The 22335-nt window shown below is 33.9% G+C and carries 19 protein-coding genes; 13 read left to right on the plus strand and 6 right to left on the minus strand.

The features are described from left to right. Positions 1-8: 8 nt before the first annotated feature. Together OL234_RS01550 and OL234_RS01555 are read left to right on the plus strand one after the other, a co-directional pair. A complete protein-coding gene (locus tag OL234_RS01550) occupies positions 9-3029 on the plus strand; it encodes a GW dipeptide domain-containing protein (protein WP_275469418.1) in 3021 nt (1006 codons plus the stop codon). Between the two features lie 141 nt (positions 3030-3170). Further along, the gene (locus OL234_RS01555) at positions 3171-3707 is read left to right on the plus strand and encodes an FUSC family protein (RefSeq protein WP_367618559.1); all 537 of its coding nucleotides are present in this window, start codon (positions 3171-3173) and stop codon (positions 3705-3707) included. 30 nt (positions 3708-3737) lie between these two features. Here OL234_RS01555 and OL234_RS01560 read toward each other — a convergent pair whose 3' ends face one another. Next, the gene (locus tag OL234_RS01560) at positions 3738-4928 is read right to left on the minus strand and encodes a coenzyme F420-0:L-glutamate ligase (protein ID WP_275469420.1); all 1191 of its coding nucleotides are present in this window, start codon (positions 4926-4928) and stop codon (positions 3738-3740) included. A 127-nt stretch (positions 4929-5055) separates the two neighbouring features. Between OL234_RS01560 and OL234_RS01565 the strand changes: the two genes are divergently transcribed. The 5 genes from OL234_RS01565 (at position 5056) to OL234_RS01585 (ending at position 11857) form a co-directional block, all read left to right on the plus strand. Then, positions 5056-5937 (plus strand): LysR family transcriptional regulator, encoded by an 882-nt coding sequence (locus OL234_RS01565; RefSeq protein ID WP_275469421.1) that lies wholly within the window; start codon positions 5056-5058, stop codon positions 5935-5937. A 167-nt stretch (positions 5938-6104) separates the two neighbouring features. Beyond that, positions 6105-6989, plus strand: a complete 885-nt coding sequence (locus OL234_RS01570; protein ID WP_275469422.1) for a DUF975 family protein — start codon at positions 6105-6107, stop codon at positions 6987-6989. Between the two features lie 48 nt (positions 6990-7037). Then, positions 7038-8822, plus strand: a complete 1785-nt coding sequence (locus OL234_RS01575) for a TcaA second domain-containing protein (RefSeq protein ID WP_275469423.1) — start codon at positions 7038-7040, stop codon at positions 8820-8822. A 36-nt stretch (positions 8823-8858) separates the two neighbouring features. Continuing rightward, positions 8859-10100: a glycoside hydrolase family 3 protein gene (locus tag OL234_RS01580; RefSeq protein ID WP_275469424.1), complete on the plus strand. Its 1242-nt coding sequence runs from the start codon at positions 8859-8861 to the stop codon at positions 10098-10100. A 572-nt stretch (positions 10101-10672) separates the two neighbouring features. Further along, positions 10673-11857 carry a NupC/NupG family nucleoside CNT transporter gene (locus OL234_RS01585; RefSeq protein ID WP_275469425.1) on the plus strand — a complete coding sequence of 395 codons (1185 nt, stop codon included), beginning with the start codon at positions 10673-10675 and terminating at the stop codon, positions 11855-11857. A gap of 39 nt (positions 11858-11896) precedes the next feature. On the opposite strand, the gene OL234_RS01590 is transcribed toward OL234_RS01585, so the two are convergent. The 3 genes from OL234_RS01590 to OL234_RS01600 form a co-directional block, all read right to left on the minus strand. Then, on the minus strand, positions 11897-13348 hold the full coding sequence (locus OL234_RS01590; protein WP_275469426.1) for a DHA2 family efflux MFS transporter permease subunit: 1452 nt from the start codon (positions 13346-13348) through the stop codon (positions 11897-11899). Then, the gene (locus OL234_RS01595) at positions 13341-13790 is read right to left on the minus strand and encodes a MarR family winged helix-turn-helix transcriptional regulator (protein ID WP_275469427.1); all 450 of its coding nucleotides are present in this window, start codon (positions 13788-13790) and stop codon (positions 13341-13343) included. Before OL234_RS01595 ends, OL234_RS01590 begins: the two co-directional genes overlap by 8 nt. Before the next feature lie 139 nt (positions 13791-13929). After that, entirely contained in the window at positions 13930-15258 is a 1329-nt protein-coding gene (locus tag OL234_RS01600) for an amino acid permease (protein WP_275469428.1), read from the minus strand. A gap of 266 nt (positions 15259-15524) precedes the next feature. On the opposite strand from OL234_RS01600, the gene OL234_RS01605 reads away from it, so the two are divergent. The 3 genes from OL234_RS01605 (at position 15525) to OL234_RS01615 (ending at position 17206) form a co-directional block, all read left to right on the plus strand. Continuing rightward, positions 15525-15842 (plus strand): hypothetical protein, encoded by a 318-nt coding sequence (locus OL234_RS01605; protein WP_275469429.1) that lies wholly within the window; start codon positions 15525-15527, stop codon positions 15840-15842. Positions 15843-15926: 84 nt separating this feature from the next. Beyond that, a complete protein-coding gene (hemG, locus tag OL234_RS01610) occupies positions 15927-16448 on the plus strand; it encodes a menaquinone-dependent protoporphyrinogen IX dehydrogenase (protein WP_275469430.1) in 522 nt (173 codons plus the stop codon). Between the two features lie 203 nt (positions 16449-16651). After that, complete coding sequence (locus OL234_RS01615) at positions 16652-17206, plus strand: hypothetical protein (protein ID WP_275469431.1); 555 nt, start codon at positions 16652-16654, stop codon at positions 17204-17206. Positions 17207-17251: 45 nt separating this feature from the next. On the opposite strand, the gene OL234_RS01620 is transcribed toward OL234_RS01615, so the two are convergent. Further along, positions 17252-18727: a helix-turn-helix domain-containing protein gene (locus OL234_RS01620; protein ID WP_275469432.1), complete on the minus strand. Its 1476-nt coding sequence runs from the start codon at positions 18725-18727 to the stop codon at positions 17252-17254. Between the two features lie 203 nt (positions 18728-18930). On the opposite strand from OL234_RS01620, the gene OL234_RS01625 reads away from it, so the two are divergent. After that, the gene (locus tag OL234_RS01625) at positions 18931-19137 is read left to right on the plus strand and encodes a hypothetical protein (protein ID WP_275469433.1); all 207 of its coding nucleotides are present in this window, start codon (positions 18931-18933) and stop codon (positions 19135-19137) included. 53 nt (positions 19138-19190) lie between these two features. On the opposite strand, the gene wecB is transcribed toward OL234_RS01625, so the two are convergent. Beyond that, the gene (wecB, locus tag OL234_RS01630; protein ID WP_275469434.1) at positions 19191-20291 is read right to left on the minus strand and encodes a non-hydrolyzing UDP-N-acetylglucosamine 2-epimerase; all 1101 of its coding nucleotides are present in this window, start codon (positions 20289-20291) and stop codon (positions 19191-19193) included. 390 nt (positions 20292-20681) lie between these two features. On the opposite strand from wecB, the gene OL234_RS01635 reads away from it, so the two are divergent. Continuing rightward, positions 20682-21164, plus strand: a complete 483-nt coding sequence (locus tag OL234_RS01635) for a hypothetical protein (protein ID WP_275469435.1) — start codon at positions 20682-20684, stop codon at positions 21162-21164. A 279-nt stretch (positions 21165-21443) separates the two neighbouring features. Next, complete coding sequence (locus OL234_RS01640; protein ID WP_275469436.1) at positions 21444-22322, plus strand: LysM peptidoglycan-binding domain-containing protein; 879 nt, start codon at positions 21444-21446, stop codon at positions 22320-22322. Positions 22323-22335 lie beyond the last annotated feature (13 nt).

Here is a 22335-nt window from a genome sequence, read left to right on the forward strand (position 1 = left end):
ATAGCAAGATGAAAAAAGTAGGTTGTATTTTTGGTATATCAGTTATGTTGTTAAGTAGTTTACCGCTTAATAGTATAGTATATGGAATTGAGGATAGGGAAGAAATAACAGTAACAAATGAAAAATTAAAAAAACAAACGATTAACATAACACAAGAGAATCTGAGTGATGTGATTGTTTTGTTAAATAAATTGTTGGAGGAAGACCCTAATAATCAAGAAGTACTAGAAGTAAAAAATACTTTGGAAGAGATTGATGCCAAGGGGTCAGGGTCCACAGTCATGTTAGATGAAAAAATAGTGGCCAATCTTATGTCAGTTATTGACAGTGCTCAACATGATGACGCAGTTAATTTAGTAGATGTGGAAAAGGAAATGACAACGTTAAAAAAAATAGAGGATAAAGCTGTGGTACTAGGCACTAGTGCTAGTGAAGAAGAGGAGAAAGCCGAAGCTGAAAAAGCCGAAGCTGAGAAAGCCGAAGCTGAAAAAGTCGAAGCTGAAAAAGCCGAAGCTGAAAAAGTCGAAGCTGAGAAAGCCGAAGCTGAAAAAGTAGAAGCTGAAAAAGCCGAAGTTGAAAAAGCTGAAGTTGAGAAAGCCGAAGCTGAAAAAGCTGAAGTTGAGAAAGCCGAAGCTGAAAAAGCTGAAGCTGAAAAAGCTGAAGTTGAGAAAGCCGAAGCTGAAAAAGCTGAAGTTGAGAAAGCTGAAGCTGAAAAAGCCGAAGCTGAGAAAGTCGAAGCTGAGAAAGTAGAAGCTGAAAAAGCCGAAGCTGAGAAAGTCGAAGCTGAAAAAGCCGAAGCTGAGAAAGTAGAAGCTGAAAAAGCCGAAGCTGAGAAAGTAGAAGCTGAAAAAGCCGAAGTTGAGAAAGTCGAAGCTGAGAAAACTAAAGCTGAAAAAGGGAAAGCGACTGATGTAGTGACTAAAAAAGCTTCCACAACCTTAGAAGACTTCCTAAAAAATGAACTAGAAGACATTAAAGATACAACTGACTATGACCAAGCAGGTAAAGGAATGATTGCACCCAGATCATTTAATTATGCCAGTAATGAGCAAGGTGTAGCGGCTTATATGGGTACAACTAGAGCTAAGATCGTTGGAGAATTGGAACGTCATCAATACGATAACTATTATTTAGGAACACCGTTTAAAGGGTTAACTTTGCCGAGTGCTATTTGTACCAGTCCTAATGGGGATCCTAATGGCTATGGACCGGGTTTTAATTGTACTGGTTTTGTTGCCTCAGCAATGAAACGCTCAGGAGCTAACTTAAATAAAATAACTAATGTTGCTAATGCTTGGGGAGATATCGCAAATGCTTACAACTGGCGAGATGCGCTTCGACAAAATAGTAAATATTATACGTTTAATTCAGTGGATCAATTACTGAAAAGTGGTAAGGCTCAAAAAGGTGATATTATTTATTTTGAACCTGATTTCTCTCAACCTTTCTATGATTGTCATATTGGTTTCTTCTGGGGCAATCGTTCTAATGAAAATAAATTTTGGCATTCCTATGACCGAAATATCATGAGTAACATTAAATCAGCTACTCCTTATACTCAGTTATATCTATTTAAATTAGAAAATAGTGATGGGGTTATTTCTGATAAAAAAATGAATACTAAAAAGTTTATCAATACTAAAACAGGGGCTATTTATCCCCAAGCCTATGTTAATGGTTTAAAAGCAAGTGATAATACAAAAGGACTTTATCATCAAGAAGTGACACTAACTCGTGAAGTTAAAAATGGGCATGGTACGTGGCAACAATTTAATTACACTAAAAATGGTGAAAAACAGGTAGGTTGGCTAAGAAGTAAGGAGCTTACTAACTTTATTAATAATAAAAAAGTCAATCAAATTAAATTTATCAATAAAAATACAGCTGTTCTCTATAACCGTGCCTATATTCCAGGAGCAAAAAATTTAGGTAGAACACTTGAGATGAAAAATCGCCAAGTTAAAGTGACAGAATCAGCAACGACAGGTTATGGTCGTTGGTACAAGGTTTCTTATACAAGTAATGGTGTTAAAAAAACAGGTTGGTTAAATGCTAAAGATTTAGAAAATTATATTGAAAATCACAAGCTTAATAAAAAAATGATGCTTACAAAAAATACGGCAGTTTTATATAATCGCGCTTATATTCCAGGAGCTAAGAATTTGGGAACAACAGTCGGCATGAAAAATAAGGCTGTGACGATACATGAATCAGCTGTAACAGGTTATGGTCGTTGGTACAAGGTTTCTTATACAAGTAATGGTGCTAAAAAAACAGGTTGGTTAAAATCAACAGATTTAGCAAATTTTGTGGAACACCATAAAATGAATCAAAAAGTTTATCTAACTAAAAATACGTCAGTCTTGTATAGTCGAGCATATATTCCAGGAGCTAAAACCTTAGGAAGAACAGTTGGGATGAAAGGTGAACTTGCCACCGTTACAGAGGAGGCAACAACTGCTTATGGTCATTGGTATAAAGTTAGCTATGATCAAGATGGTGAAAAGAAATCAGGCTGGTTACAAGCAAAAGAGGTAGCCGATACAACTAATCAAAAAGTGATTAACCGTAAGATGTTTATCACGAAAGATACAGCGGTTTTATATGATCGTGCTTACGTTCCAGGAGCTAAAAATTTAGGTAAAACTAGTGGGATGAAAAATGAAATTGTGACAGTGAGAGAAGAAGCAACAACAGGATATGGCCGTTGGTCTAAAGTATCTTATACTCATGATAATCAAGTCTATGAGGGATGGCTAAGAAGTAGTGAGCTAGTTAACTTTATTGCACACAATAAGTTAGATGACACGATGATTATCAATAAAGAAACAGCTGTTTTATATAGTCGAGCGTATATTCCAGGGGCTAAAAATTTAGGGAGAACAGCTGGAGCTAAAGGTAAAGTAGCAGACGTTACTGAAGAAGCGACGACTGCTTATGGTCATTGGTATAAAGTATCCTATGAACAAGGTGAACAAATTAGGTCTGGTTGGTTGAAATCAACGGATTTAGATGTAAATGAAAAATAGTTCAAAAAAGCAAACGGCTTTGAGTTATGCTGTTTGTTTTTTTGTCAATTAATTTGCTCTAGTTACGAAGGCTAGAAACTGTTACAATGGAAGATGTCGTGATTATGAACAAGTTAGGAGTCGATAGTGTTGAAAATAGGTATGCGAACGATTAAAACAGGGATTAGTGTCTTTTTTTGTATTTTGTTAAGCTTTCTCTTACAACGTGAAACTTACGTTGTTGCAGCTATTACGGCTGTTTTTACAATTAGAGAAGACATGCAAAATACAATCAAATTTGGCAAACATCGGATTGTTGGGAATATTTTAGGTGCGTTAACTTCAGTTGTAGTCATCACTATTTTCAATATTTTTGGCGATTCACAACTCGTACAGTTACTTGCTATTCCAAGTGTTATTATTTTGATGATTGGTGTTTTATCAAATTTAGGCTATCATGAAGGGACAGTAGGTGGCTGTGCGACACTATTAACCATTCTATTTATGATTCCTAGCACTAAATCATATAGTTATGCGTTTGCAAGAGTTGTTGATAGTATTATGGGGATGACAATTGCTTTGCTGGTCAACCGAGTTCTACCAAATCGTCATGCTAAACATAGTAAGTGTCAGCAAGCTTTTTTTGAATGGGAAAAAATAGTGAAGTGGCAGCCTAAAAAAAAACATAATATTGAATAAAAAAAGCTAAGCCTTTTAGGCTTAGCTTTTTTATTTAGTATAGTTATCGAAGTACCCTTTGATATAGACAAAAGGAGTTCCTTTGTCTCCACTACCAGAAGTTAAATCTGATAGAGAACCAATTAAATCAGTTAGACGACGAGGAGTTGTTCCTTGAGCTTCCATTGCACCAACTAAATCTTCATCTTTATTTTTAATATAATCAGAGATTGCTTCTTTTAATTCTGCCCCACGTAGATCAGCAAAGTTATTATCTGCTAGATATTTCAGTTTTACTTCATTTGGAGTTCCCTCTAAGCCGCTTGTGTAGGCTGGAGAAACAACTGGATCAGCAAGTTCCCAGATTTGTCCGACTGGATCTTTAAAAGCGCCATCACCATAAACCATCACTTCAACATTTTTGCCAGTTAATTCTTTCATTTTGTTTTGAATGCCATCAACCAAGGGTTGGCAATTATTTGGAAATAGTTTAATACTGTTTTCTGTTGATTTATTTGAACCTAATAAACCATAGTCAGCATTATAGCCACTGCCATTGTTTGAGCTAGTTAGGATATCGCTCATAGCATAAACTTTCTCAGCCCCATTATTTTCTAAGATACGTTTTGTTCGGAAGCGTGTGTGGATATCACACGTTAAGATATTTTTAGTATAGTCTAAAATTGTTTTAGCATTGTTTGAAAAAATAACTTCACATGTTGCGCCTTCTGCTTCGATAAGTGATTTATAGTACTCAATGTAATCAACACCTGTAAAGGTATGCTTTTTGTAACCAAAATGTTCACGGAATTGTGCTTCTGTTAAAACATCTGTCCAAGGATTAATTCCTTTTTCATCTAATTCGTCAATATCAACTAAATGGTTTCCGACCTCATCTGAAGGGTAGCTAAGCATTAAAACAACTTTTTTAAGACCACGAGCCATCCCACGTAAACAAATAGAGAAGCGGTTACGACTTAAGATTGGGAAGATAATACCAACAGTGTCATCGCCAAATTTTCCTTTAACATCTGCGGCAATATCATCGATTGATGCATAGTTACCTTGCGCACGGGCAACAATTGATTCTGTGACTGTAATGACATCTTGATCATCAATCGCAAAACCTTCTGATTTTGAGGCATTTAAAACAGTCTCAACAATCATTTCTTCCAAGTTATCTCCTTGATTAATAATTGGACCACGTAGGCCACGGACAGTTGTTCCAACAGTTCTTTCCAATTGACTCTCTCCTTATGGCAACTAATAAGTATTAGCTGCCTTATAATATTTTATATCTTTACTATACCTCAATACTATGATATAAGTAAAATTAATGTTTGTTATATCAGATATAAGGAGAGTTAATATGGTAGGTAAGTTAGATTTGTATAGAATTTTTCAAGTGGTTAGCCAAAATAAAAGTTTTTCAAAAGCGGCTAAAGAACTTTACATGACCCAATCAGCTATTAGTCAGTCAATTGCTAAATTGGAATTTGAATTGGAAGTCTCTCTTTTTTATCGAACACCTAAAGGGGTTTTTTTAACTAAAGAAGGAGAAGTGTTAGAAGAACATGTCCGAGCGGCATTAAATTTGATTGAAATAGCAGAAGACAAATTGCTTAATTTTAAAGAAATGAAAACTGGCGAACTTAAGATTGGTGTAGGGGACACAATCTCTCGTTACTTTTTAATGCCTTATTTAGAGAGTTTTTATAGCGAGTATCCTGGAATTAAATTAAAAATTGTCAATGGTACAACCCCTGAAATTATGGTTTTTTTAAAAGAAGGCGAGGTCGACGTGGGTGTCTGTCATCTTCCAATTGCCGATGAACGTTTCGATGTTAGACCTTGTAAAGAGATTCAGGATATTTTTGTCTGCAGTCCAGACTATCCGATTGCTAAAGAAGAGCCATTAAGTTACGCTGAGTTACTCAGTTATCCTTTAATTTTTTTAGAAAAAAAATCAAATTCGAGAATGTATGTAGATGATTTTTTAGCCCAACAAGGCCATGTTATTTCGCCAATCTTTGAGTTAGGTTCCTATGATTTGGTTATGGAATTTGCTAAGATTAATCTGGGAATCTCATGTGTTCTACGGGAATTTGCAGAATCCAATTTACTGAATGGTGAACTAATAGAGTTGCCATTGGAACAAACGATTCCCTCACGACATATTGGCATTATTCACCTAAAAAGTTATCCGTTATCTCAAGCGGCACAAAAATTTGTTGAAAGTATTATAAAATAATCTTTTTAAAATGGTATAGTTCGAATCAACTTGATTTTAATGGGATATTGGGGTATATATTAATAGAAGGTTAATTATAACGATGTTATTTATAGGACAGTAATGTATTATTTTTGCTGTTCCATCTGTTATAACCTGGTTTTTATTTAAAAGGAGGAGTTTTGTATATGTTTTGTCGGGAATGTGGGAATAAAATGAAAGAGGGCGCAGTATTTTGTCCTAAATGTGGTACAGCTGTAAAAGAAGAATCAGAGGCTAATTTTAAAAAAGGTGCCAGTGATTTTTTAGGTAACATGAATACAAAGTTTGAGGAATTAAAAAAAGATCAAGCTAGTAGTTTGCAGATCGAAGAACACCATGGGATTAATGTCACAAGGAAAGAACTAAAAGAATTGGCCCAAAGAAAGTTGTCCGGTAAATTTGGTCAATGGTCAGTCACGTTGATTTGGATGTTTGTGATTGTTATAGCGCTTATCTTAGTTGCAGTTTTAACTGGAATCAAAGGGAGCGAAGCTAGCTTCTTTGGTAATTCTTTTGTTGGGTTTATTTGGGGACTAATTGCTTTTATTGCAGTTATTGCGACTTTATTAGTCTTGATTTTAGGTAATGCCGTAATTGAGTGGTGCGCAATTAATACTTTATATGATAGAAAAGTAGATGGCAAGCGTATTTATTACTATTTTATTCGTTCAGAAAAAAATCGCGTGCTCTTAGCAAATATTTTAGTAGGTATTTTTACTTTCTTATGGACACTATTATTCATTATCCCAGGTATTATTAAAGGTGCTTCTTATTCAATGACAAACTATTTAATGGAAAGAGACCGGACACTATCAGCTAATCAAGCGATTAAATTAAGTCGTCAGCTAATGCATGGATACAAGCTTGAGTATTTAATTTTGAATTATTCATTTTTCTTTTGGCGTGTTGCGATGTCAGTTACGAATGGTTTAGTCTTTTTCTATGTAGGACCGTATCAAGCTGTTACAAGAATGGCATTTTTTGATAAGATTTATGATTATTATTTAGAAAAAAATCATGAGGCATTATAAAAATAGTAAGGTGAGCTATGTTTAGTAAATGAGAGGGACTGGAAAATAATGAAAAAATGTGAAAAGTGTGGCAGTGAATTTAATGAAGAAGCGGTATTTTGTGAAAATTGCGGAAACCGTTTGAAGAATAAGACTGAGGAACAAAATGTCAACAATGATGACGAGCAAAAGGCTGAAGTAAAAAAACAAGTGATAGAAAAAAAACAGGAACAACTTAGTGGTGAGTCTCAATCTGCTTCTAAAAAATTGGCAGAGATGAAAGCTAGAGAATTGGCAGAAATGGAAAAAGAAGCAGATGAGTTAAAGGTGAAACAAAAAGCTGCTGGGCAAAAAGAACCTACTGTTGAGAAAAAAGTAGCACCAATAAACGATCAATTTACTTGTGCACGTTGTGGTTTAGTTCAAAATGTTACCAATAATTTTTGTGAAAAATGTGGACATAAACAAGGTGAGTCATATGATGCAAGTAAAGATGATTCAAAACGAGTTTTAAATGTAGCGACACTTCCCAAAGAACCACGTAAACCTTTGTCAAAAAAAGCTAAAATAATGATAGGGTCCGGTATTGGAGCAGTTATTTTATTAGCAGGCGGTTATGCGTTTGGTAAGTCGTATTATAGTTTGGAAAATCAAGCTACACGATTTGCTGAACTTGTTAAAGAAAATGATCCAGCTAAGCTAGCGTCCGTCTTAAAAACTCATGATCCTAATTATAAGGTCAATAAACAAAATTTGACTAAGTATACGGACTATTATGCTGATAAAAAACATAAAAAAGAGTTTTCAGAACTAGTCAACACATTAAATTCTTCACCTTATGCTATCAATGGTATAGGGGATTTATCAATGCAACAGGAGGGAAGTAAATTTCTGTTCTTTGACAATTATAATTTCTATATTGAACCGGTCTATCTAGAGTTAACAGCTAATCAAAAAAATATTGAATTTAAGATAGACGATGAGGTAGTTGGGAAATCAGATTCTGATGAGTATCAAATGAGTTCTGATCCGTTAACTCCAGGTGAGTATGATATTGAGGGAGCGTTAAAAGGTCAGAAAGAAAAAAATACCTCACGTGTTAATTTAGTACGCTTTATGAACGATTCGTTTCAGGAGAATACGAGTGTGAACATGGCTATCCAGAAAGTAGCTTTTGATATCATCTCAAATACTGATACAGGTGATGTGTTATTAGATGGCGAAAAAGTTGGTGAACTGGAGGATGGAGAATTTACAGTCAAAGATAAGGTCTGGCACCAAGGTATGACTGTTCAAATTTCTAAAACCTTACCTGATGAGTCTAAGATGACAACTGATAAAAGAGAAATTGGTGAATATGACTATCCGGCTGAAAATTATAATTCTGATTACTCAGAACTTAATTTAGATTTAGAAGAAGTTAAAGGTAAAGATGATATTCAGTATGAATTAGACAATATTTATAATAATTTTTCATCTTATACAGATGATTCTTACGGCTCATATAATGCACGGGCAATCACAGATTTAGCGTCACATTTTGAAAATGGGCAGAGTAATGCTGAGTTTATTGATTTTGATACGTTTATTAACAGTGTCAGAAAAGCTAAAAGTAAGGATCATTTAAGTGCAGAAGCTAGTGTAGAAGAAGTGCAACAAGTAGGGGATAATACCTATGAAGTACGGTACTTAATCGAGTACACAACTGTGTATAAAGATAGTGATCAAGATAGTATTACGCAAATATTCCGATATAAAAAAGCTACATTTATCTATGATGAAGAAGATCAACAGTTAAAAATAAGAGATTTAGGTGGCACTGATAACTTTGAAGTCGTGGATGATGGTAATTAGATGCACCTAGCTTAAACAAAGAAAGTAGTCGAGTAAATGAAAAAAATAATAGGGTTACTAGTGGGGATTATTGTACTAGGAGTTGGTCTCTATGCTGGTGCAACAAGTTTTAAACAAGAAGCCAAAGTAAAAAAAGAAATAGAAGTCACTGAGAAAGAGCCGACTGATAAGACAACAGAGTCAATAAGTCCAACTAAAGATCAACAGTTAATGAAAAATGAACAGGATGAAACGAAAGAAGAGAAAACAAAAGAAAAGAAAGCAGAGATTAAAGCGGCAGTGACTATTGATCAAAGAATAGCAGAGATGAGCTTAGAAGAAAAAGTTGGTCAGTTATTTTTAGTCCGAGTACCAGAAGCTAACCAATTAAATGACATAAAAGAGTACCATCTAGGTGGTTATGTTTTATTCAGTCGTGATATGGAAGGTGAAACAAGAGCCTCTTTAAAAGCAAAGATAGCCAGCTATCAAGCTACTAGTAGTATCCCTCTTTTAATAGCATCAGATGAAGAAGGCGGTACGGTGAGTCGATTGAGTACAGGAAGCAATTTAGTCGATACGCCGCTACTATCCCCACAAGAACTTTATCAAGCAGGTGAATGGCAAGCCATCCGTCAGGATATAACGGATAAAGCCGCTATATTTTCTGACTATGGTATTCATACGGGCTTAGCTCCTGTTGCGGATATTTCAACTGACCCAGCCTCATTTATTTATGATCGGACTATTGGTTTAGATCGAAAGGCAACAGAAAAATATGTGGTTACGGCAGTAGAAGAGATGAAAAAGCATAAGATAGGTTCAACGTTAAAACATTTCCCTGGTTATGGTAATAATCGAGATTCTCATGTGGATATTGTGACAGATAATCGTCCGTTGACTGAATTGGAAGAAAATGATTACAAGCCATTTGAGGCAGGTATCAAGGCTGGAGCTGATAGTATTTTAGTGTCTCACAATATTATTGAGGCCTTAGACGCCAGTTTACCAGCTTCTATTTCAAAACCCGTTCATGATGAAATTCGTAATAAACTAGGGTTTGATGGGGTTGTGATGACAGATGATATGGATATGGCTGGACTAGCTGATTTTATTAGTCAAGAAGAAGCGGGCATGTTAGCTTTGAAAGCTGGGAATGATTTGATCTTATCCTCATCGTATGATCGCCAAATTCCTTATGTAATTGAAAGTGTTGAACAAGGCGAATTAAAGGAAACTCAAATTGATGCTTCGGTTAAACGTGTGTTGACTTGGAAAGAGAAGTTAGGCTTATTATAAAAATAAAAAGTGTCTCGATATTTTCGAGATACTTTTATTTTTTTATAATAAAGTGAGAGCTAGTTGGGACTTATATCATTAAATAACTTCAATATTGAATTTTTTTTAGTGAATATTCAAGAAAATATCATGATATAATAAGTAATTGCGTATTACTAATTGTAAATATACATATATTTATCAGGTTTATGAAAATAATCAGTGAATGATTTTCAGTTTTTTTCATAAAGTATGAGAAAAATTTTATTTATGTCATCTTTTTGTTATTTTATAAAACAATAATGGGTTATATGTTTTATAAAAAGTGAGAATCGTAAGAAAAGTTATTCGAAAAAAAAACTTGTCAATTTTAAATGAGATCATTGAAATAAGGGTGCGTTGACTTTTTTTGGGTAACTTAATACAATGACAACTGACTTAAAAGAAAAAGAAACATTAAATGTGATAATCTGCGACTAGTGTGCTAATAGCTGTTATATGACTTAAGTTAGCTTTGAGTGAATCAGGAGATTATTTATTATTTTTTTAGAGTTAGTAAAACGTTTTAAAAAATAGAATAAGGGGTTGTCAGTTTGAATTTTATCGTAGGAATTATTGGAATCATTATTTTTTTAGGCTTGGCTTATTTAACTAGTAGCGATCGCAGTAAAATAAAAAAATGGCCAATTATTAAATTATTTGCCTTACAGTTTATTTTTGGGTACATTTTATTAAACACGAGTGCAGGAAATTTTATTATTAGTGGAATTGCCAACGGTTTTACTAAAATTTTAGATTATGCTGGTGAAGGGGTCGAATTTGTTTTTGGAGGTCTAGCCAATAAAGGTGCAGCACCATTCTTCTTAACTGTTTTGATGCCGATTGTCTTTATTTCCGTCTTAATCGGAATTCTACAATATTTCAAAATTTTACCTTTTATTATCAAATATTTAGGTAAGGCGATTAGTAAAGTGAACGGTATGGGACAATTGGAATCATACAATGGTGTTGCCTCAATTATTTTAGGACAATCAGAAGTTTTTATTTCAGTAAAAAAACAATTAGGTGGCTTATCTGAGCAACGTCTATATACGTTATGCGCCTCAGCGATGTCAACCGTTTCTATGTCGATTGTCGGATCTTACATGACGTTACTAGAGCCTAGATTTGTGGTGACAGCGATTATCTTAAACTTATTTGGTGGCTTTATTATTGCGTCAATTATTAATCCATATGAGTTAACAGAAGATGATGATGATACGATTATTATCGAGGGAGAAAAACAATCGTTCTTTGAAATGTTAGTGGAGTATATCATGGATGGTTTTAATGTGGCGATTACAGTTGGAGCAATGTTAATTGGATTTGTAGCAATCATCGCGATGGTCAATGGTATTTTTGAAGGAATTATTGGGATTTCATTTCAAGAGCTGTTAGGTTATGTTTTTTCTCCAGTTGCCTTTTTAATGGGAGTACCTTTTGAACAAGCGGTTGATGCGGGAAGTGTCATGGCAACAAAGCTTGTATCAAATGAATTTGTTGCGATGACTACTCTAAAAGAAGGAAACTTTGCTTTTAGCGAAAGAACGGTTGCCATTGTGTCAGTTTTCTTAGTGTCGTTTGCAAATTTCACCTCAATTGGTGTTATTTCAGGCGCAGTAAATGGCTTGAATCAACGTCAAGGGAAAGTAGTTGCTCGTATGGGCTTACGTCTGCTTTGGGGAGCAACCTTAGTAAGTTTATTATCTGCAACAATCATTGGTTTAATTTTTATCTAAAAAAGAGAACTCTTTAATAAGAGTTCTCTTTTTTTTTAGTTATTTTACAGTTGTTGTAAGAATTATCCGATCCGAATTTAAATTTGGAAGCGGAGGATTCTTTTTTAAGAGGATGGTTAGGATTAAGGCAATTAAGCATAATATAGTTGTCATATTATAAGCAGATTTTATGCCGTGTAAAATAATACCTTGTTGTTGATTAATCGAGTGAGTAAGCACTAGTGACTTTTCAAAATGCTTGGAAGATATACTCATCATGGTTATTAAAATAGAGGTACCTATGGAACCCGCTATTTGTCGTGTCGTTTGAAACATAGCTGTTCCGTGCGCCACTAATTCTAAAGGCAATGATTTTAATGCTTCGGTTTGAAGAGGCATTAAAATTAAAACAAGACCAATTGAACGAATTGTTTGAGCAAGGGCAGCAAAGGTTACAGTCGAGTGGACTGTCAACTGAGTAAACATGAAAGTTCCCACAATAAGAATGACTAGACCGATAATTGTAATCGGTTTGGCGCCATAACGATCAAATAAACGCCCTGAAAGTGGAGATAAGATAGCCATAAAACAAGCACCAGGCAACATAATAACGCCAGAGACAAAAGGTGTAACATGTCGAACATTTTGTAAAAACATCGGTAATAATAGCATCCCACCGTAAAGAGCCATAATCACAACAAAATTAATAATTGTCGTCATAGTAAAAGTTTTACTTTTAAAGACGGTAAAGTTAAGCATTGGTGAGGTAATAGTTAACTGTTGGTAGACAAAGATAGCGGTTATTACTGAACCGATTATAATAACGCCTAACACGTTGAAGCTTAACCACAGATGATCACCAGCATTGCTGAAACCTAGTAACAAACAACCCAGCCCAACTGAGGATAGAATAACTCCTATTAAATTGAATTTTAACATTTTTTGTCGGCCGACATTAGCTAAATAACGGAATGATAGTAATAAATTGAGAGCAGCAAATGGAATTAAGATATAGAATAGGTAGCGCCAATTATAAGATTGCACAATCCATCCAGCCATAGTTGGTCCAATACCGGGTGCAAAATTCATGGCAAGGCCGATGAGTCCCATAATACTACCAATCTTATTAGCAGGATAAATATTCATTAAAGTTACAGTCATCAAAGGCATAATGACACCTGATCCAATAGCTTGAATCATTCGACCCAAGATTAGAACTGTAAAGCTAGGTGAAATACCTGCTAAAATAGAGCCGATTAAAAACATAGTGATTGAAAAATGATAAAGTGGACGGGTTTTAAAGCGTTCGATGAGAAAAGCTGTAATAGGAATCATCAAGCCACTAACCAACATATAGCCAGTTGAAATCCACTGACCTTGACTAGCACTGATATTAAAATCACTCATGATACTAGGAAGTGCAACATTAAGTAGGGTCTGATTCAGGTTACAAAGAAACGTACCTGTCAATAAAATAGCAAGAATCGGTCCGTTTTTAGTAGATTTAGTCATGATGTTTCACCTCATCTAAAATAGTTAGAATTTGCTGATGAGTCGTCAATAAATCGGCTAATTTTTCAGGATCAATCTCTAAGATTGGTAAGAGATTTTTTAAATAAATATCATATGTTTCAGAGACTTTTTGTTCACCACTAAGAGATAAACTTAATAGCGTATTACGTCGATCACTAGGGTCTTCCTCTTTTAATATATAACCAGAGTTGACCATACGTGAAACAATACCAGATACAGTACTTTTTCCTAAACGCATTTCCTTTGCGACTTGATTAAGTGTACTTTGAGGATTTTTTTTAATAATGTTAGCTACTAATAATTGTACAATCGTGATGTCCTTTTTCATAGCAGCGCCATTTAGTATCGTCCGTGTTTCTTGATGGATATCTCTAAAAGATAAGAGTATGGTTTTGAGATAATCTTCATTTTCGTATAGCATAATACCCTCCTTTTGATTTTCAGTTCGCAAACAAACGGTTCGTAGGCGAACTATTTTATTCTACTCTTAATAGGCGAGTGAGTCAATCTATTCTTTACTAAATATGAATAAAAAAGAGGAGTCTAAAGACTCCTCTTTTTTAAACTGTTGCAAATTTCTTATTGTAAATAATGTATAAGGCAATAAACCAAATAGGAGTGATAACCAAAGAGATACGCATATCTGGTAAGATTGCTAAGATAACAATAATAAGTAATAAAAAGGCTAGGCATAGATAGTTGCTATACGGTGCCCATGGCATAGTAAAAGCCCCACGTTTTTTAGCTTGTTGCACATATTTTAAATGGCAAATAACAATGATTGCCCAGATATATAGGAAACAAACTGTTGAAATACCAGAAATTAAACTAAATACGCCATCAGGCATGATGTAGTTTAATAATACAGTAATACCAACGACTAGTGTTGAGAAATATAACGCTAGTGACGGATTTTTACGTTTTGTTAATTTTGAGAATTTCTCAGGAGCATGATCATTGATTGATAAACCGTATAACATCCGACTAGTACTGAATAAAGCACTATTACAGGCTGAAGCGGCTGATGATAAAACAACAAAGTTGATGATACTAGCTGCACCTATGATCCCGATTGTTGAAAAAACAGTCACAAAGGGACTTGTCTTAGGATCGATAGTATTCCAAGGTTGGATACTCATAATAACGCCAAGTGAGCCAATGTAGAATAATAAAATTCTAATTGGGATATTGTTAATGGCTTGTGGAATAACTTTTTTAGGATTTTTGGTTTCGCCAGCTGTCAACCCAACTAATTCTACTCCTGTAAAAGAGAAGACGGCTAATTGAAAGGCTAGAATAAATCCTGAGAAACCATTAGGGAAAAAGCCACCATGGCTGTAGATATTTTTTAGCGAGGCTGTTCCGGTTTCAGTTTCATAATTAGTTAAAATCATAAAACCACCAATTCCGATTAAGGCAACAATTGCAATAATTTTAATCAGCGCCAACCAAAATTCGATTTCTCCAAATAATTTAACAGAAGCCAAATTCATAAACATTAAAAATAATAAGACGATTAATGCAGGAATCCATTGTGGTAAATTTGGGAACCAAAAACGCATGTAAATTCCCACAGCTGTCAAATCAGACATCGCCACACTAATCCAACAGAACCAGTAAGTCCATCCTGTAATAAAGGCGGTTCGTCGCCCTAAATATTCATGTGCTAAGTCAACAAAAGAGTGACATTCTAGATTTGAGAGTAATAATTCACCTAACCCCCTCATAATTAAAAAGATAAAAGCTCCAACAATTAAATAAACTAATAGTATCGAAGGTCCAGCCAGTTCAATCGATTTTCCAGAAGCCAAAAATAGCCCTGTCCCAATTGCTCCACCGATGGAGATCAGCTGAACGTGTCGATTACTTAACCCACGTTCTAGTGACATTCAAACATCCTTTCTTATATAAAAAATCCTCTTTGTTATCAATAAAAAAAGAGACTTCATAAGTATAGCGTAAAATTGATTAAAAATAAATGAGAACTTGTTATTTTTTTTTGAAATAAAAACCTTTTATTGGTAAGAACCTTATTTAAACAGGGATTATAGCAGTGAGAATCATTTGAAATCAGAGAGAAATCTTTGTTGAATATTTAAGAAATTTACATGAAAAGTGGTGTTATAATAGAAATGAAAGTAGAGGAGATGAGAGTATGTTGTCTATTATTCTAGAAGAGTTAGAAGAAGAACGCCCTGATTTATTTGTTCATGCCCCTTGTGGCAATATCCAGCCAGTTCAGCTTATTATAGAACTAAGTACGAACAAAGGGGATTTAACTCTAATTTGTTGGATACCCCAAACACTTATTGAAAAAGTGATTGTCTATAACCAAAAAGGGAAATGCTATGTAGGAAATTATGAAAAAGAATTAGCCGAGGTGACCTTGGCGTTAACTGAATTAGGCTATACTTCTTTTCAGCTGAGTCGGTACTATAAGACGGTTAAAGATTTTAAATACGAAGTTGATTAGTAAGTCGTAAGCAGCAATCAGAAATTAAAAAGTAGCAAGAGTTAGGTTGTAAAATAGGATTGGGTAAAGATAGGAGGAGTATAAATGATAGCAATAGTCTATGCAACAATCGATGGACAAAGTCAAAAAGTGGCAGAGTTTATTAAAGAAGAAGTTGGCGTAACCGGTGAGGTGGTTGAATTGGTCTCAATTGAGACAATAGATGAGCGTCTCTTGAATATGGCGAATAAAATTATTGTCATTGCCTCAATACGTTATGGAAAGTTTTCAAAAAAAGTGTATCGCTTTGTGGAAGATTATAGACCGGCTTTGACAGAAAAGAAAGCGGACTTTATTGGAATCAATCTGATAGCTCGTAGCCCAGAAAAACAACAAATAGCAACCAACGTTTATGTTAGGAAATTTTTAGAAAAAGTGACGTGGCAACCAGTTAATGTTGAAATTGTAGCAGGTGCCTTACGTTATACTAAATATAAGTGGTTTGATAAAACAATGATTAAGCTCATTATGAAATTAACAGATGGTCCGACTGACACGTCTGTTGATACTGAATTTACTGATTGGAGTCAAATATCTGACTATGTTCAGTCAAAAATAATTAGTTAAAATCATGAATTATTTTTTGCCAAATGTTACAAAAAGGTAACAGTAGAAATATTTTTTTAGAGATTTAAGCTTAAATAAGGCTATATATTACTTCTTTAAATGGATAAAACATAAAAAGTTGACCTTATATTACAAACGTGTTACAATTAGTTTAAGTTAAGAAATCAAAAAAATTGCTAATAGAAGAAAAAGGAGTGTTTTAGATGAAAAAAATGATGTTAGGTTTTGCGACAGTACTAAGCGTGGGGATGTTTGCACCATTAACAAGTGCTCAAGCTGATGAAATCAACGTGAATCCAATTGTTGTAGGAGAAGCCTCATCTCATCAAAACATCTCAGTTCTTTTAAATAACTATCAAAATATAGAATCAGCTTATATAACACAACAAGGTTTAGCACAACAAGCGATTGATAATTATACAGATTTTGCTGCAACTATTGCATCATATGGTTATACATTGGAAGAAGCGCGTGCTACAGCCGATAGTTATTATTATGCTGTTGATGGACAAATGCGTCAACTAGATGAGAAACGTAATTCCTACTGGTTTATGAACCAAGACCTTGCAAACCAATATAATTATTTATTGGATCAACAAAATCCAGCAGATCAAGAATTTTTAGCACAAGTTAGAAGTGTTTTAGAGAATAGCGTGCCTGTTGTTGAGAATGAGAAAGCTTGGTTTAACCAATCATTACCAACAATTATGATGACTACTAATAATATTTCAAATTACATTAGTTTATTAGCTCAATAATCAAATAAAAAACACTTAAGGTCATTTTAGACCTTAGGTGTTTTTTTATTTGTAACTCAGTGGTTGAGTTGTTTCTATGTGATAATCCATAATTGATTTTAATAAAAATTTCCAAGTATCTTCAGCGAGATAATTATCACAGTAAATTATCTTTTGATAGTTAGAACGAGGAACAGGGTAGTCCACAATTAAGAGATTAGCCTGTGACATATTAGATGTGAGTTCAAAACATTCCGTTGATAAAAGTGTTGGTAATTGTTTTTTTAGCGCAAACTCTGCTTGTGGCGTGCGGACGGTATCAATGAAAATGTATGTTTTAGATTTTAACAATAAAATATAAAGGGAACTGAAGTTTTTTTTGATAAAGTAAGATTCATTCTCCGTCATTAAAACAGTTGGATAGGCGTCAGTAATATGATTTAAAACCGCCGTCACAGAGTTATAAACATCGGTATCCTGAAAACAGTCTTGTTGATAGGGAATAACTAGGGTATAGAAATTAGCCTTTGAATTAATTGGGAACTCATGAGCATAGACTAGATCTAAGGTTAAACAATAAAGCAGTTCTCCAAATAAATTTTCAGAAATCTCCCGCTTAAAAAAGTTTAAAAAAGTTTTCAATAAAAATTTAGCTTTAATGATAATAGGATTATTTTGATGTTTGTTGAAAAATAATCCTGTTTTAGCACGTTCAGCTACAGGTATGATTTCTAAAATATTCGTACGTAGCAACAATTCAGTGAAATAAATTTGCTCAGTTGTTAAGTCAATTAAATTTAAATTGTTAAATACAGGATAGAAACTATGAGCTAAGGTTAAGATTTCTTTTGTTTGACGTGATTTAAATTGTATAGCATGGAGATCGTCTGCAAATTCTGAAAATGAATAGCGCATTAATAAGCAACGTATAGCCCCTAAGTGATCTTTATCAGCTAAAAAAGGTGAATTGATATTTGATAATTTAGTTTCCAAACTTTCTTGGCTAACGTCAGTTTCCCCGTAGTTGACTAGAAAATTTTTGACAAAATAACTTCCTAAAATTTTATAGGAAATGTCTCCAGTAATACTGTAGTAGTTCCCCTCTTTAGTCAAATCTAAGCCACAATAAACTAATAGTTTTTTGAGTTTTGTTAGTTCTTTGAGACAGTAACTATGAGAAAGTGATAAGTCTTCACATAGGGTGAAGATATTATAACGGGGGTGATGACTTAGTTTTAAAAATAAGTTATAAGGAGTCGAATTTTTTAAATAAAAATTTAATAATAATTTTTCAGGGTGATTATCAAAAGATAAATTAGGTCTAGGTGCAAAGAAATTACTATCTGTTTTAACCACACAAAATTCACTAATATTTAATAATGTGAGGTCATCGTTAATTTTTTTTATTAATCGTAAGATAGTTGAACGATTGATGTCAGTTAGTTCCACTAAATCTTTAATATGGATCGTATCGGTTTTTAGTAACGTATGGTACAGACGCATTTTTTTAGCGTCGATTGTATTAAGTAACTGATTGTGCATTGTGCCACCACCATTTCTATTTTAGTTAGATAAAGTTAAAAAGATATATAATGACCACTATTGTTCAAAATATGAAAGTTTAGAATGAACAATATTGGTAAAAATAAGATAATCACGATGTTATTTTATGGAGTATTATATTTTCATAGCAAGAGTAAAATAAGTTGTTTTATATAAGAATAAAACTAAAGGAGTTCAATAAAATGAGAATAGATAAATACTTTAATGACTATATGATTTACCGCGTAGCAATGGAAGAAAACAACCGTATCTTTTATCGTGCTTTGATTGCCCCTCTTAATCAAACACAAGAAGAATTAGAGGAAAAATTAAAAACAATGTTATCTAAAGAGTCTGTTAAAATTGTCAATATTATCGAAGAAGATTACGCATTAGAGATATGCTCGTAGTAAAGATATAAGAAAATAAAGTCGCTATAGTGAGGTCACTATAACGGCTTTTTTTAATCTTTTTTATTTTGGAGTAAAGCCTCAATAATTTTTTTACTAGCGAACCCATCTCCGTAAGGATTGGTAGCATGGCTCATTTGATTATAAGCGACCTTGTCTGTTAGTAATAGTTTGAATTGTTTATAAATTTCTTCCTCAGTGGTACCTGTTAACTTTAAGGTACCTGCTTCAATACCTTCTGGGCGTTCAGTTGTATCACGCATTACCAAAACTGGTTTTCCTAGAGAAGGAGCTTCTTCTTGAATACCACCGCTATCAGTGAGAATTAAATAACTTTTATTTAATAAGTTATGGAAATCAATAACGTTCATTGGTGGGATTAATTTGATCCGGTCATTTTCACCAAGAATGGTTGTAGCTAACGTTTTTACTTTAGGATTCATATGAATGGGATAGATACACTTGATATCAGGATGCTCTTCGACAATTCGCTTGATAGCATGAAACATATGTTCCATAGGTTGCCCAATATTTTCTCGACGATGGGCTGTAATCATAATGATCCTGCTAGAACCAGCCCACTCTAAAATCGGGTGAGTATAGTTGGGATTAATAGTTGTTTTTAGAGCATCAATCGCAGTGTTTCCAGTAACAAAAATAGATTTAGGATCTTTTCCTTCGGCGAGTAGTGTTTTTTTTGCTTGCTCAGTTGGCGCAAAATGATAGTTTGCTACCAAACCAACAGCTTGCCTATTAAATTCTTCAGGAAAAGGTGAGGTCATATTATAGGTCCGTAAACCAGCTTCAATGTGACCGATGGGAATATTCAAATAAAAACAAGCCAACGCTGTAGAAAAAGTAGTTGAGGTGTCACCATGTACAAGGACTAAATCTGGTTTTTCTTTTATAAGTATGGCTTTTATTTTATCTAAAATATTGAGTGTTATATCAAATAAATCTTGCTCTTTTTTCATAATATTTAAGTCATAATCTGGTTTGATAGTAAATGTTTCTAATACTTCTTTTAACATCTCACGATGTTGACCAGTGATGCATACGACTGATGTAATTTCAGTGTGTGACTGAAGTTCTTTGATTAAGGGACACATCTTGATAGCTTCAGGACGAGTGCCAAAAACAGACATGATTTTCATTGACTACCCTCCAAACATGTAATTTAAGTTGATAACTAATAGAAAACTATTTATAAAGCTAGTTTAACACAAATAGACAAAGATTTAATAATAAAAGCCTATTATTTTTGAATTCGAGAAAAGTCGCCATATTGTGATGATATTCCTTAGTAAGGGGGAGTTTTTATCGGATTAAACTAGGACGATAAATGGATAAAAAACAAAAAAACGAATTAAAACCTACTATTATATAGGGATAAAAAGAGTTGTATTGTCATATTGTTTTTTAGTATCGTTTTTTAGTATGTTTTCTAAAAAATAGAAGCTTTTTTTAGAAATTGACTTTTAGAGTCAGGTCACTTAATCTTTAACTAGACTAATTTTATAAGTGTACAGAAGAGGTGTGACAAGATGGTTGATAAATTAGTAGGTAAGTTATCATATACTCAAACGATGGAACAGGTTAGTGACATTTTAGAAAAATATCCAGCAATTGAGTCAGATTTTTTCATGAAACAAACCAGTGCAGGTCAGGCAGTTGAAGGTTATTGCCATTTTTCTGACACGATTGCAGATTATGGCAGCAGTCCCTTAGATGTCCAAAAATCGGCCAATTTCTTTTTTGAAAATATGGATCAGAAAATGAAGGCATTAGATTTGGCTAGAGCGAATTACTGGGAGATTAATAAAGCCTTGGCTTTTTATTATAATCAATTAGTTGATATGAGTGAGGATCAAGAGGATAACTTTGTTAAGATGGTACGGGAAAAATTAGAAGTGAGTGTAACAAGTGTTGAGCAAGAGAAGACTTGGCATCAAGAAGCAATTCCAATTATCCACCAACACATGGCGTATGTCGAAAGTATTATCATCAAGTTGTTAGAAGAAAATTAAGTGGTGTATTTTGGACAAAAAAAGAATTCAGAAATTAATCTGAATTCTTTTTTTATTGAGAAGTAGTCCTTTGTCAGTAAAAGTTTATAAAAATTTCTTTGGAGTTATAAAACCTTAAGACTACAAGGAAAGTATAGCATTTCAAGTGTTATATTTCAATTTAATAACAATAAAATATCAAAAAGAAATCTTTTTGTAATGTGAATGTAACAATTTTATGTTAAATTACGTTCATTGAGAAAAACGAATGAATATAAATCGTTTATGGAGGAATAATAAATGTCAGTGAAAAAGAAATTGTTTTTATCTACTGCAGTTTTGGGTGGAGTAGCAGCAACAGGTATGTTTGCTTCAGAAGCGAGTGCAGATAGTATCTACACAGTTAAAGATGGAGATTCTTTGTCAGAGATCTCATTTGAATTAAATGGAGATTCAGGTTTAGTATCACAATTAGCAGAAGTAAATAACATAAAAAATGTTGATTTGATTTTTGTTGGTCAAAAATTAAACCTAAGTGTTGATGGAACAATTAAAGAAGCGACAATTGAAGATGTTCAAGCGAACCCTGAAGTTGAGTCACCAGCAGAAGCGGTAACTTTACCAGAAGCTCAACAAGCAGTTGTTGAACAAACTATTATTGAATTACCAAAACAAGAAGAAGTTCCAGCTGTTGAAGAAAATACAATGGTCGAGGAAGTTCCAACTGTTGAAGAAAATACAATGGTTGAAGAAGTGCCAACTGTTGAAGAAAATACAACTGTTACTGAAGAAATGTCAGTACAAACAGAAGTTGAAGAAACACCAGTTTCTGAAATTCCAACTGTGGAAGCTCCTGTTCAAGAAGAGAAACAAGCACCAGCTGAACAAGGAAACCCAGATTTATCATGGGCTACTCGTTATTCAGATCAAGGTCATTTTACTTACTATGACGCTACTCCGGAACAAGGATGGGGAAATGGTGACTGGACTGCAGATGGTACATCAACACGTACTAACAATGGTCGCGATGAGAATGGTTTCTTGATCGTAGCAGCAGATACTAATTTCTACTCAATGGGAGATCACGTCCAAACTCCTTGGGGTGAAGGTGTCGTTCATGATACAGGTAGTGCAATTAAAGGAAATCAACGTTTCGACGTATTACGTCCAACTAATTAATAAAAAAGAAGTA

It is taken from the genome of Vagococcus intermedius, assembly GCF_029144185.1.
In the GTDB taxonomy this organism is placed as follows: Bacteria; Bacillota; Bacilli; order Lactobacillales; family Vagococcaceae; genus Vagococcus_D; species Vagococcus_D intermedius.